The sequence below is a fragment of the Stenotrophomonas sp. RS-48 genome (assembly GCF_030053245.1).
GTDB lineage: Bacteria > Pseudomonadota > Gammaproteobacteria > Xanthomonadales > Xanthomonadaceae > Stenotrophomonas > Stenotrophomonas maltophilia_P.
The window spans coordinates 112209-124166 of the sequence record NZ_JASGBV010000020.1 but is presented as its reverse complement, the minus strand read 5'-3'; the positions used below and the strand labels follow the sequence as shown (position 1 = coordinate 124166).

11 protein-coding genes are annotated in these 11958 nt (G+C 67.9%); 9 read left to right on the top strand and 2 right to left on the bottom strand.

Features of this window, described 5'->3' with window-relative positions:
• Positions 1-202: 202 nt before the first annotated feature.
• The 5 genes from ftsE to rpoH all read left to right on the top strand — a co-directional run bounded on the left by ftsE (position 203) and on the right by rpoH (position 4553).
• On the top strand, positions 203-889 hold the full coding sequence (gene ftsE / locus QMZ25_RS05150; protein ID WP_053515652.1) for a cell division ATP-binding protein FtsE: 687 nt from the start codon (positions 203-205) through the stop codon (positions 887-889).
• 3 nt (positions 890-892) lie between these two features.
• A complete protein-coding gene (gene ftsX, locus QMZ25_RS05145; protein WP_053515654.1) occupies positions 893-1840 on the top strand; it encodes a permease-like cell division protein FtsX in 948 nt (315 codons plus the stop codon).
• A 7-nt stretch (positions 1841-1847) separates the two neighbouring features.
• Entirely contained in the window at positions 1848-2690 is an 843-nt protein-coding gene (locus tag QMZ25_RS05140; RefSeq protein WP_065181550.1) for a response regulator, read from the top strand.
• Complete coding sequence (ung, locus tag QMZ25_RS05135; RefSeq protein WP_053515657.1) at positions 2687-3400, top strand: uracil-DNA glycosylase; 714 nt, start codon at positions 2687-2689, stop codon at positions 3398-3400. Before QMZ25_RS05140 ends, ung begins: the two co-directional genes overlap by 4 nt.
• A gap of 277 nt (positions 3401-3677) precedes the next feature.
• The gene (gene rpoH, locus QMZ25_RS05130) at positions 3678-4553 is read left to right on the top strand and encodes an RNA polymerase sigma factor RpoH (RefSeq protein WP_053515659.1); all 876 of its coding nucleotides are present in this window, start codon (positions 3678-3680) and stop codon (positions 4551-4553) included.
• Positions 4554-4634: 81 nt separating this feature from the next.
• Here the strand turns inward: rpoH and purD are convergent, their stop codons facing one another.
• The gene (gene purD / locus QMZ25_RS05125) at positions 4635-5921 is read right to left on the bottom strand and encodes a phosphoribosylamine--glycine ligase (RefSeq protein WP_283219221.1); all 1287 of its coding nucleotides are present in this window, start codon (positions 5919-5921) and stop codon (positions 4635-4637) included.
• Positions 5922-5982: 61 nt separating this feature from the next.
• Positions 5983-7566, bottom strand: a complete 1584-nt coding sequence (gene purH / locus QMZ25_RS05120) for a bifunctional phosphoribosylaminoimidazolecarboxamide formyltransferase/IMP cyclohydrolase (RefSeq protein WP_065174411.1) — start codon at positions 7564-7566, stop codon at positions 5983-5985.
• Positions 7567-7776: 210 nt separating this feature from the next.
• On the opposite strand from purH, the gene QMZ25_RS05115 reads away from it, so the two are divergent.
• From QMZ25_RS05115 to QMZ25_RS05100, 4 genes are read left to right on the top strand one after another with little or no spacing between them, the layout of a single operon-like run.
• Positions 7777-8394 carry a CDP-alcohol phosphatidyltransferase family protein gene (locus QMZ25_RS05115; protein WP_065181553.1) on the top strand — a complete coding sequence of 206 codons (618 nt, stop codon included), beginning with the start codon at positions 7777-7779 and terminating at the stop codon, positions 8392-8394.
• 24 nt (positions 8395-8418) lie between these two features.
• Complete coding sequence (locus tag QMZ25_RS05110) at positions 8419-10182, top strand: bifunctional alpha/beta hydrolase/class I SAM-dependent methyltransferase (RefSeq protein WP_283219220.1); 1764 nt, start codon at positions 8419-8421, stop codon at positions 10180-10182.
• Entirely contained in the window at positions 10179-11516 is a 1338-nt protein-coding gene (locus tag QMZ25_RS05105) for a phosphatase PAP2/dual specificity phosphatase family protein (protein WP_197600811.1), read from the top strand. Before QMZ25_RS05110 ends, QMZ25_RS05105 begins: the two co-directional genes overlap by 4 nt.
• Positions 11513-11950, top strand: a complete 438-nt coding sequence (locus QMZ25_RS05100; protein ID WP_283219219.1) for a hypothetical protein — start codon at positions 11513-11515, stop codon at positions 11948-11950. Before QMZ25_RS05105 ends, QMZ25_RS05100 begins: the two co-directional genes overlap by 4 nt.
• The last annotated feature ends 8 nt before the right edge of the window (positions 11951-11958 follow it).

Below are 11958 nucleotides of genomic sequence, written 5' to 3'. Positions count from 1 at the left end.
GGCGCGCCGCCCCGACGCCGCCGACTCGTTCCTGACCCGCATCGGCCGCAAGATCCGCCGGATGCTGTCGGGCGGCTGATCGGCGCGCCCGGTCAGCGGTAGCGCCGGGCCATGCCCGGCGCGCGCAGCGGCAGATCAACGATTCCACCCGGGCGCGTCCCGGCGCTATCGATACTTCGCGCCGGTCCTGCATAATCGGGGCATGAGTGTCCTGCGCTTCGACAATGTCAGCAAACAGTACGCCGGTGGCCACGAAGCACTGATCGACGTCAGCTTCGAGGTCGCGCCGGGCGAAATGCTGTTCGTCACCGGCCATTCCGGGGCGGGCAAGAGCACCCTGCTCAAGTTGATCCACCTCGACGAGCGGCCCAGCCGCGGCGCGGTGGTCTTCGACGAGCGCAACCTGCTGAAGGTGCGCGGCGGCGACGTGCCGCGCCATCGGCGCGCGGTCGGTGCGGTGTACCAGGACCATCGCCTGCTGATGGACCGGACCATCGCCGAGAACGTGGCACTGCCGCTGATCCTGCGCGGTACGCGCCGTGGCGACATCGGCAAGCGCGTGCGTTCCGTGCTGGAACGGATGGGCCTGGGCCATCGCGAGAAGGCGCTGCCGTCGCAGCTGTCGGCCGGCGAACAGCAGCGCGTGGGCATCGCCCGCGCCATCGTGGGTGAACCCAAGCTGCTGGTTGCCGACGAGCCGACCGGCAACCTGGACCCGACCCTGGCGGCGGAGATCATGGCCCTGTTTGCCGAGCTGCCCGCGCGCGGCACCAGTGTGCTGGTGGTCAGCCACGACCTTCCCCTGCTGCGTCGCATGCGCAAGCGCGTGCTGATTCTCGACCACGGCCGGCTGGTGGACGACATCTCGCCGCAGGATCTGGCGGAGTAACGCATGGCGAAGAACGAAAACAGCGAAGCCGCCGCACCCTCGCGTCTCGGCGTGTGGTTCCAGCACCACGTGCACAGCGTGGTGTTCAGCCTGGGCCGCGCCTGCCGCAAGCCGTGGGCGACCCTGCTGACGGTGATGGTCATGGCGCTGGCGCTGGCACTGCCACTGGGCCTGTCGATCGCGCTGGACAACCTCAAGCATTTCGCCGGCAGCGTGCAGCAGTCGCGCGACATCAATGTCTTCCTCAAGGGCACGGTGGATGGCCCGGGTGCGTTGCGCTTGGCCGGCCAGCTGCGCGACCGCGATGACGTCGGCGAGGTGACCGTGCGCACGCCCGAGCAAGGGCTGCAGGAGCTGCGCGATGCCGGCCTTGGCGAGGCGATCGACGCGCTGAATGACAATCCGCTGCCTTCGCTGCTGGTCATCACCCCGGGGCAGGGCAAGGACGATGCGCGTCTGGCGCGTGCGCTGGAAAGCCTGCCCGAGGCCGATCTGGTGCAGCACGATGCGCTGTGGCGGCAGCGTCTGGATGCGTGGCTGGCGTTCGGCGCGCGGCTGGTACAGGTGCTTTCGGTGCTGCTCGGCGTCGGCGCTGCGCTGGTGGTCGGCAATACCGTGCGCCTCGACATCCAGGCACGGCGCGAGGAGATCGGCGTGCTGCAGCTGCTCGGCGCCAGCGATGGCTTCATCCGCCGGCCCTTCCTGTATCTGGGCGCCTGGTACGGGCTGGGCGCCGGCGCGGTGGCGCTGGCCCTGATCGGTGTTGCCGGCGCCGCCCTGCGCGCGCCGCTGGCTGACCTGTCACGCAGCTACGGCAGCCCGTTCGTGCTGCACGGCCTGGACCTGCTGCATGGCAGCCTGGTCCTGCTGGGCACGCTGCTGCTGGGGTGGCTGGGCGCGTGGCTGGTCACCGGCCACTTCCTCCGCCAGACCCGCCCGACCGACACCTGAGACCGGCATGCAACCGCAAGCGCTGAAGCACCTTGAAGGGCCCGCTACGCGGGTGATGGTGGTCGACGGTTCCAAACTGGTGCGCAAGCTGATCGCCGACGTGCTGCAGCGTGATCTGCCGGGCGTGGAGGTGATCGGCTGCGACAGCATCGAGGATGCCCAGCACGCGCTGGCCCAGGGGCCGGTGGACCTGGTCACCACCTCGCTGACCCTGCGTGACGGCGACGGCCTGGCGCTGGCGCGGACGGTCCGCGAAGCTGCCGGCCAGGCGTACGTGCCGGTGATCGTGGTCTCCGGCGATGCGCAGCAGCATCTGGAGCAGCGGCGCTTCACCGAGTACGTCACCGACTATTTCGACAAGGCGCTGGGCCATGAGGCGCTGGCGACCTTCATCCGTGGCTATGTGCAGCCGCAGACCATTCCCGGGGCGACCATCCTCTACATCGAGGACAGCCGGGTGGTGGCGGAGGCGACCAAGCGCATGCTCGAACGCCAGCAGCTCAACGTGCTGCACGTGGTCAGTGCCGAAGAGGCCTTCACCCTGCTCACGGCCGAATCGCTGGGCCGCAGCCGCCACCGCATCGACCTGGTGTTGACCGACGTCACCCTGAAGGGCGAATTGAGCGGACGCGACGTGGTGCAGCGCGTGCGCGTGGATTTCGGCTACGGCAAACGCCGACTGCCGGTGCTGGTGATGACCGGCGACGGCAATCCACACAACCAGACCGGGTTGCTGCAGGCCGGTGCCAATGATCTGGTGCTGAAGCCGATCGAGGAGCGCCTGCTGGTGACCAAGGTGCTGTTCCAGCTGCGCTTGGCCCGCTTGAACGATGGACCCCTGTTGCGATGACCGATGACGTAGTGGACACCCCGACGATCCAGCTGGAACCGAGCTGGAAGCAGCAGGTCGGCGATTACCTGTTGCAGCCGCAGATGCGCGAACTCTCCACCTTCCTGCGCCAGCGCAAGGCGGCCGGCGCGGCGGTGTTCCCGCCGGGGCCGCAGATCTTCGCGGCGTTCGACGCCACGCCGTTCGAACAGGTGAAAGTGGTGATCCTGGGCCAGGACCCGTACCACGGGCGCGGCCAGGCGCATGGACTGAGCTTCTCGGTGCCCGCCGGCGTTCCGGTGCCGCCATCGCTGCTGAACATCTACAAGGAGATCGAGGGCGACCTCGGCATCCCCCGTCCCGATCACGGCTGCCTGGTGCCGTGGGCGCAGCGCGGCGTGCTGCTGCTCAATGCCGTGCTGACGGTGGAGGAGGGCAGGGCCGGCGCCCACCAGGGCCGCGGCTGGGAAGGCTTCACCGACCACGTGGTGGATGTGCTCAACCGCGAACGCGAAGGCCTGGTGTTCATGCTCTGGGGGGCCTACGCGCAGCAGAAGGGCAAGGTCATCGATACCCGGCGCCATCGTGTGCTGAAAGCCCCGCATCCCTCGCCGCTGTCGGCCCATCGTGGCTTCCTCGGCTGCCGGCATTTCTCGATGGCCAACGATTACCTGCAGCGTCGCGGGCAGGCGCCGATCGACTGGTCGCTGCCGCCGCGCGCGGCGCTTTGACCTCCGCAGGCGGCCGGGCCTGAACACCGGGCAACGTTTCCTGGCCTGAATGGGCCTCCGGAACGGCCCGTTCAGCTCCGCTTGACCGGAATCGGCCGGTTCTCAGCAGGTAATTGGTTGAATTCCAAGGGATTGTGAATCCCGAAAAGCGCGCTCGCCACTGTCATCAAATCGCGCTACGGTAGGGCTCTGTTTGGGACCAGTGTTGCATCAATAGGATGCTGGAACTTTTTCCTCCTTTAGCAGTCCAAATCCCGGACTGCTAAGATGGGTGCCTATGAGCCAGAACACCTCTACTGCCCTTGTGGCAAACAATCTCCCGATTCCCAGTGCGCTCGGTTCGCTGGACGCCTACATCGGTGCCGTGCACCAGATCCCGGTGCTGTCGGTCGATGACGAACAGGACCTGGCCCGTCGCTTCCGCGACGGCAACGATCTGGACGCTGCCCGTGAGCTGGTGCATTCGCACCTGCGCTTCGTGGTGCACGTGGCCCGCGGCTACAACGGCTATGGCCTCGCCCTGGGCGACCTGATCCAGGAAGGCAACATCGGCCTGATGAAGGCGGTCAAGCGCTTCGACCCGGACATGGGCGTGCGCCTGGTCTCCTTCGCCGTGCACTGGATCCGTGCCGAGATGCACGAGTTCATCCTGAAGAACTGGCGCATCGTCAAGGTCGCCACCACCAAGGCGCAGCGCAAGCTGTTCTTCAACCTGCGCAAGTCGAAGACGCGCCTGGGCTGGATGAACGCCGCGGAAGTCAGCGCGGTGGCCAAGGATCTGAACGTGTCCGAGCGCGAGGTCATGGAAATGGAGTCGCGCCTGTCCGGTCGCGATATCGGTTTCGATGCGCCCAGCGACGAGGATGACGATCATGCGCCGCCGTCGCCGGCCGCATACTTGGTGGCCAACGATGAAGATCCGTCGATGGCGTACGAGCGTGCCGACAGCGAGGACAACCAGCTGCAGCTGCTGCGCGAAGGCATGGCCGAACTGGATGCGCGTTCGCGTGACATCATCCGCCGCCGTTGGCTGGATGCGGACAGCAAGGTGACGCTGCAGGAACTGGCAGACGAGTACGGCGTGTCGGCCGAACGCATCCGCCAGGTCGAGGCGAATGCCCTGAAGAAGATGAAGGCGCTGTTCACCGCGTGATGTGACGTCACAGGTACCCAACAGAAAACCCGGCATTGCCGGGTTTTTTGTTGGGCCTGCCAGGCAGCAGTCCGCTGCCTTTTACGCGCGCTCACGCGCGATCGCGCGCCAGCCGATGTCGTTGCGGTGGAATTCGTTGGCCCAGCTGACCTTGGCCACACCGGCGTAGGCGTTGGCCTGCGCATCGCGCACGCTGTCACCCAGCGCCGCCACGCACAGCACGCGGCCGCCCGCACTGACCACCTGGCCCTGCGCGTCCAGTGCAGTACCCGCATGGAAGACCTTGGCGCTGGCCGGTACCTCATCCAGGCCGGAAATCACATCGCCGGTGACCGGCGATTCCGGGTACGGCTTCGCGGCCAGCACCACACCCAGCGACGGGCGCGCATCCCACTGTGCCTGCACCTGGTCCAGGCGGCCATCAATGGCGGCTTCCACCAGCTCGACCAGATCCGACTGCAGGCGCAGCATCACCGGCTGGGTTTCCGGGTCACCGAAGCGCACGTTGAACTCGATCACCTTCGGTGCGCCGCTGGTATCGATCATCAGGCCGGCGTAAAGGAAGCCGGTGAACGGAATGCCGTCGGCGATCATGCCCCGCACGGTCGGGTTCACCACCTCGCGCATCACACGCGCGTGCACCTCCGGCGTGACCACCGGGGCCGGTGAGTATGCGCCCATGCCGCCGGTGTTCGGCCCGGTATCACCGTCGCCGACACGCTTGTGGTCCTGCGAGGTGGCCATCGGCAGCGCATGCACGCCATCGACCATCGAAATGAAGCTGGCTTCCTCGCCGTCGAGGAACTCCTCGATCACCACGCGCGCGCCGGCGTCGCCGAATGCGTTGCCGGAAAGCATGTCGCGCACCGCATCCTCGGCCTCGGCCAGGGTCATTGCAACGATCACCCCCTTGCCGGCGGCCAGGCCATCGGCCTTCACCACGATCGGCGCACCCTTCTCGCGGATGTAGGCCAGTGCCGCGTCCACGTCGGTGTGCACGGCGTAGAACGCGGTCGGGATGTTGTGCCGGGCCAGGAAGTCCTTGGCGTAGGCTTTGCTGCCTTCCAGCTGGGCAGCGGCGGCGGTCGGCCCGAAGATGCGCAGGCCGGCGGCACGGAACCGATCGACGACGCCTGCCACCAGCGGCACTTCCGGGCCGACCACGGTGAGTTCAACACCTTCGGCCTGGGCCAGGGCCAGCAGGCCATCGATGTCGGTGACCTTCACCGCCACGTTGCGGCACTTGTCTTCGGTGGCGGTGCCGGCGTTGCCGGGTGCCACGAGTACCTCATCGACGCGGGAGGACTGGGCCAGCTTCCATGCCAGGGCGTGTTCGCGGCCGCCGGAGCCGATGACGAGGATCTTCATGGGACAGGGTTCTCGTAAGCAGAAAAGAAAAGCCGGGCAGGGCCCGGCTTGGTGATGCGGATCAGTGGCGGAAGTGGCGCACGCCGGTGAACACCATGGCCAGGCCATGCTCGTCGGCGGCGGCGATCACCTCGGCGTCGCGCATCGAGCCGCCCGGCTGGATGACTGCCTTGATGCCGGCGGCGGCGGCGGCATCGATGCCGTCGCGGAACGGGAAGAACGCATCGGAAGCCATCACCGAGCCTTCAACCACCAGGTTCGCGTCGGCCGCCTTGATGCCGGCGATGCGCGCCGAATACACGCGGCTCATCTGGCCGGCACCCACGCCGATGGTGCGGTTGTCCTTGGCATAGACGATCGCGTTGGACTTCACGAACTTGGCCACCTTCCAGGCGAACAGCAGGTCGGTGAACTGCTTGTCGGTCGGTGCCAGCCTGCTGACCACTTTCAGTTCGTCACGGGTCATGCCGCGGTTGTCCGAGGACTGCAGCAGCAGGCCCGAGCCGACACGCTTACTGTCGAAGTTGTTCAGGCCGTCGCCATGCGGAATGCGCAGCACGCGCACGTTGGCCTTCTTCTGCGCGTATTCCAGCGCCGCCGGCTCGTAGTCCGGTGCGATCAGCACTTCCACGAACTGACGGTCCAGGATGACCTGTGCGGTGGCGGCGTCCAGCGGCTTGTTGAAGGCGATGATGCCGCCGAAGGCACTGGTCGGGTCGGTGGCGTAGGCCAGCTCGTAGGCATCGCCGTTGCCGGCACCCACCGCCACACCGCACGGGTTGGCGTGCTTGACGATGACACAGGCCGGCGCATCGAACTGGCGCACGCATTCCCAGGCGGCATCGGCATCGGCCAGGTTGTTGTAGCTCAGTTCCTTGCCCTGCAGCTGCTGGAAGGTGGCCAGGGTGCCCGGCACCGGGTACAGGTCGCGGTAGAACGCGCCGCTCTGGTGGGGGTTCTCGCCGTAGCGCAGGTCCATCACCTTGACGAAGGTGGAGTTCATCTGCGCCGGGTACTCGGCACGCACCGGCACGGCGGCGTCGGTGGCGGTGACCGCCGACAGGTAGTTGCTGATCGCCGCATCGTACTGGGCGACGCGGTTGAACGCGGCGACCGAGAAGGCGAAGCGGGTGGCCGCCGGCAGCTGGCCATCATGGGTGTCCAGGGCGCCCAGCAGCTCGGCGTACTGCGACGGGTCGGTGGCCACGGCCACGCGGGCGAAGTTCTTGGCCGCCGAGCGCAGCATGGCCGGGCCGCCGATGTCGATGTTCTCCACCGCGTCGGCCAGGGTGCAGTCGGCCTTGGCGGTGACCGATTCGAACGGGTACAGGTTCAGTACCAGCAGGTCGATGGCGCCGATGCCGTGTTCGGCCATCACGGCGTCATCCAGGCCCGAGCGGCCCAGCAGGCCGCCGTGCACCATCGGGTGCAGGGTCTTGACCCGCCCGTCCATCATTTCCGGGAAACCGGTGACCTCGGCGACGTCCTTCACGGCCAGGCCCGCATCACGGATCGCCTTGGCGGTGCCGCCGGTGGACAGCAGCTCGACGCCGCGGGCGGCCAGAGCGGTGGCCAGCTCGACCAGGCCGGTCTTGTCGGAAACGGAGAGGAGGGCCCGACGGACGGGCAACAGATCAGCAGTCATGGGACAGGGCAATCGGCAGCGGAGCGGGGCCGATATTGTAGGCGGTGGGGGCCGACGGCGGGCGGCGGCGGCAAAATTGACCGGCCCCAACGGCCCTGCGGCCGCCTTCGGTATGCCTTGGCCGGCGCCGCGCCGCGGACATTTCGACGGAGGTGCGCTCCCAATCGGGTAGGCTGTGCCGGAACTGCCAGGGAGCTGCGGGTTCGGATCGTGTCGATCTATGCATTGAAAGGACGTTTCCAGGACCTGCTGCGTCCGGCCGTAGGCGGCCTGCATCGCGCGGGGATCACCGCCAATGTCGTGACCGTGGCCGCTGCCGTGGTCTCGCTGCTGGTCGCCGTCGTGGTCTGGTGCTGTGCGCCACAGCAACCGCTGCTGTATCTGGCCCTGCCGCTGTGGATGCTGCTGCGCATGGCCCTCAATGCCGTGGACGGCATGCTGGCCCGCGAGTTCGGCCAGCAGTCGCGGCTGGGCGCCTATCTGAACGAGCTGTGCGATGTGGTGGCCGATGCGGCGCTGTACCTGAGTCTGCTCAGCGTGCCGGGCGTTCGCCCGGAAGCGCTGTGGTTGCTGGCCTGGGGCGCAGCACTGAGCGAGTACGCCGGCGTGCTGGGCCTGATGGTCGGTGCCAGCCGCCGCTATGACGGCCCGATGGGCAAGAGCGACCGTGCCTTCGTCATCGGCCTGCTGGGCCTGCTGCTGGCGTTCGGTTGGGCCGGTGCCTTGACGGTCGGCGGCGTGGCCGCAGCGATGGCGCTGCTGTGCGGGGTAACGGCGGTCAACCGCGTCCGGCGGGGACTGAAGGAAGCGGCCACAGCGCAGCGATAAGTCAACAGCCCACCAGGAGAAGGCATGCGTCAGGTGCAGGAACGGGAATTCCACAGCTTCGACCAAGTACCGCTGTTCTACCGGCACTGGCCGGTTGCGGCCGCAGGCACACCACCGGGGCGCACGGTCCGGGCCATCGTGCTGCTGCATCGTGGCCACGAGCATTCAGGGCGGGTCGCCCACCTGGTCGACGAGCTGGACCTGCCGGAGATCGCCTTCTTCGCCTGGGACGCGCGCGGCAACGGCCGCTCGCCGGGCGAGCGTGGCGACGCACCGGGCTTCCCTGCGCTGGTGCGCGACCTGGACAGCTTCATCGCCCACATCGGCAGCGAGCACGGCATCGCGGTCGAGGACATCGTCGTGGTCGCGCAGAGCGTGGGCGCGGTCATCGCTGCGACCTGGGTACACGACTATGCCCCCCGCCTGCGCGCGCTGGTGCTGGCGTCACCGGCATTCAAGGTGAAGCTGTATGTGCCGTTCGCACGTCCAGGCCTGGCCCTGATGCAGAAGCTGCGCGGCAATTTCTTCGTCAACAGCTACGTCAAGCCGCAGTGGCTGACGCATGATCCGGCACGGGTGGAGAGTTACCGCACCGATCCACTGATCACCCGGCCGATCTCGGTACGCGTGCTGCTGGGCCTGTATGAAGCCGCCGACCGCATCGTGGCCGACGCGCAGGCGATCAGCGTGCCGGTGCAACTACTGGTGTCCGGCTCCGACTTCGTGGTGCACCGTGGTCCGCAGGACCGCTTCTATGAGCGCCTGTCCAGTCCGATCAAGGAGCGCGTGTACCTGCCGGGTTTCTTCCACGACACGCTGGGCGAGCGTGATCGTGCACCGGCACTGGCGCGCATCCGCGACTTCATCCAGGCGCGTTTCGCCGAACCGCTGCGCACGCTGTCGCGGCGCGACGCGCATCGGCATGGGCCGACGTTCGAGGAATCGGAGATCCTGGCCTGGCCTCCGGAACGCAACAGCCTGGCCGACCTGCGCTGGCGCGGGGTGCGCGCGGGCCTGCGCCTGGGCGGCACCCTGTCCGAAGGCATCGCGCTGGGCCTGCAGACCGGTTTCGATTCCGGCAGCACGCTGGACTACATCTACCGCGACGAAGCGCGCGGCAAGGGGCCGGTGGGGCGGATGATCGACCGCAACTACCTCGATGCGATCGGCTGGCGTGGCATCCGCGTGCGTGGCCAGCACCTGCAGGAACTGCTGCGTGATGCGGCCATGCGCCTGCGCGGTCAGGATCTGCCGGTGCAGGTGCTGGACGTGGCCGCCGGCCATGGCCGGTATGTGCTGGAAGCTCTGGGCCAGGGCGAACAGCGCGCCGACCGCATCGTGCTGCGTGATTTCAGCCCGCTCAATGTGACCCAGGGCCAGGCCTTGATCGAACGGCTGGGAGCCGCCGACATCGCCCGCTTCGAGCAGGGCGACGCGTTCGATCCGGCGTCGTTGGCGACGGCGGAACCCGCGCCGACGCTGGCTGTGGTCTCAGGGCTGTACGAGCTGTTCCCCGACAACGACGCCGTGCTGCGTTCGCTGCAGGGTATTGCCGCGGTGGTGACGGAGGGGGGCTACCTGGCCTATACCGGCCAGCCCTGGCACCCGCAGCTGGAATTCATCGCCCGTGCACTCACCAGCCACCGCGGGGGCGCGGCCTGGGTCATGCGACGGCGCACCCAGCAGGAGATGGACGAGCTGGTGCGGCTGTCGGGCTTTGAGAAGGTGACCCAGCGCATTGATGCGTTCGGCATCTTCACCGTATCGCTGGCGCGTCGGGTCGCCTGATGGCCATCACCGCAACGCCGATCGTTGCCGAGGCACCGCGTCCGTGGCGCCGCGCGCTGCTGTGGCTGGCGGTGCTGGGCCCGTTCTTCTTCGCCAGTTATGGCTTTGCCAACTGGATGGCCGGCCGCCACGACGTGGTTCCGGTTGTCGTGTTCGACTGGGAGACGCGCATTCCGTTCGTGCCCTGGACGATCGTGCCGTACTGGTCGATCGACCTGTTCTACGCGGTGTCGTTCTTCCTGTGCCGGCAGCGCCTGGAGCTGGACCGCCATGCGCTGCGGCTGCTCAGCGCACAGGTGATCGCAGTGGCCTGCTTTCTGCTGTGGCCGCTGCGCTTCAGCTTCGAGCGGCCGGAGACGGGCGGTGCCTATGGCTGGTTGTTCGAAGTGCTGCTGGGGTTCGACAAGCCTTTCAACCAGGCGCCTTCATTGCACATCGTGCTGCTGATCGTGCTGTGGGTGAAGTTCGCCCACTACCTGCAGGGCGCCTGGCGGCTGGTGCTGCATGCGTGGGCATTGCTGATCGGCATTTCGGTGCTGACCACGTTCCAGCATCACTTCATCGACATTCCCACCGGCCTGCTGGTGGGCTGGCTGTGCGTGTGGCTGTGGCCGGACCAGGGAACACCGCCGTTGCGTGCCTGGCAGTCCGCGGAGGATCCCGCGCGGTGGCGGCTGGCGCTGCTCTACCTCCTGGGTGCCGCCGTGCTGCTGGTGCCGGCGCTGGCGCTGCGAGGCACTGCGCTGTGGCTGCTGTGGCCGGCGATCTCGCTGCTGCTGGTGGCGCTGGCGTACGCCGGACTGGGCACGGCCATGTTCCAGAAGCGCGACGACGGGCGCCTGACCATGGCCGCGCGCTGGCTGCTCGCGCCTTACCTGGGCGCCGCCTGGATCAATTCGCGGCTATGGACATGGCGGGCACCGCAGCCCTCGGCGGTGGCCGATGGCGTGTGGTTGGGACGGATTCCACGGGCGGCCTTGGCGTCGCCACTGCACGGCGTGGTCGATACCTGCGCAGAGCTGTCGTGCCGGGCGCCAGGTGCTGCGTATGCCAGCGTTCCGATGCTGGACATGGTGGTGCCCTCGCCGGCGCAGCTGCGCGAGGCCGCTACCGCCATCGAACGCCTGCGCATGCAGGGGCCAGTACTGGTGTGCTGTGCCCTGGGCTATTCGCGCAGTGCGGCCAGCGTAGCGACCTGGCTGCTGTGCAGCGGCCGGGCACGGGACGCAGCCGAGGCGGTTGCACGGATACGTGCCGCGCGGCCCTCCATCGTTCTGCATGACGACCACCTGCGCGCCATCCAGGCCGCCATCACCTCGGAGAGCCCCGCATGAGCCTCGCTGTCGACCTGCCGATGATGCGCCTGCTGCTGCGCCAGGGCCGGCTGCCCGCTGCGCTGTCGCTGGGACTGCTGCTGGTGGCGTTGCTGCTGCTGGGCATCGAGCCGGGACTGGCGATGTTCGCGGCCGGCCTGTTGCTGCTGAGCGTGGCGGCGGGGATGGTGCAGGCGTACTACGCGGTGCGCGTACAGCTGGACGCCAGCCTCCTGCAGCTGCTGCTGCAGGAGAATCTGCACGGTGAGGCGGCGGCCGAACGGGTGGACGCCGCCCTGCATGTCGCCGGCCTGCGCCGCCGCGACGCACAGGCGCCTACGCGCGGATGGGATGTGCGCTGGGCGGGCATGCGGGGCCTGCTGCTGCGCCAGTACGGGGCAGCGCTGCTGCAGTTCGCCACGCTGCTGCTGGCCGTGCTGTGGCCGCAGACCTGAGGGGAGAC

Excerpts from the sequence above, each read along its gene's own strand:
- ftsE (WP_053515652.1), top strand. The coding sequence starts at position 203 with ATGAGTGTCCTGCGCTTCGACAATGTCAGCAAACAGTACGCCGGTGGC.
- ftsX (WP_053515654.1), top strand. The coding sequence starts at position 893 with ATGGCGAAGAACGAAAACAGCGAAGCCGCCGCACCCTCGCGTCTCGGC.
- QMZ25_RS05140 (WP_065181550.1), top strand. The coding sequence starts at position 1,848 with ATGCAACCGCAAGCGCTGAAGCACCTTGAAGGGCCCGCTACGCGGGTG.
- ung (WP_053515657.1), top strand. The coding sequence starts at position 2,687 with ATGACCGATGACGTAGTGGACACCCCGACGATCCAGCTGGAACCGAGC.
- rpoH (WP_053515659.1), top strand. The coding sequence starts at position 3,678 with ATGAGCCAGAACACCTCTACTGCCCTTGTGGCAAACAATCTCCCGATT.
- purD (WP_283219221.1), bottom strand. The coding sequence starts at position 5,921 with ATGAAGATCCTCGTCATCGGCTCCGGCGGCCGCGAACACGCCCTGGCA.
- purH (WP_065174411.1), bottom strand. The coding sequence starts at position 7,566 with ATGACTGCTGATCTGTTGCCCGTCCGTCGGGCCCTCCTCTCCGTTTCC.
- QMZ25_RS05110 (WP_283219220.1), top strand. The coding sequence starts at position 8,419 with ATGCGTCAGGTGCAGGAACGGGAATTCCACAGCTTCGACCAAGTACCG.
- QMZ25_RS05100 (WP_283219219.1), top strand. The coding sequence starts at position 11,513 with ATGAGCCTCGCTGTCGACCTGCCGATGATGCGCCTGCTGCTGCGCCAG.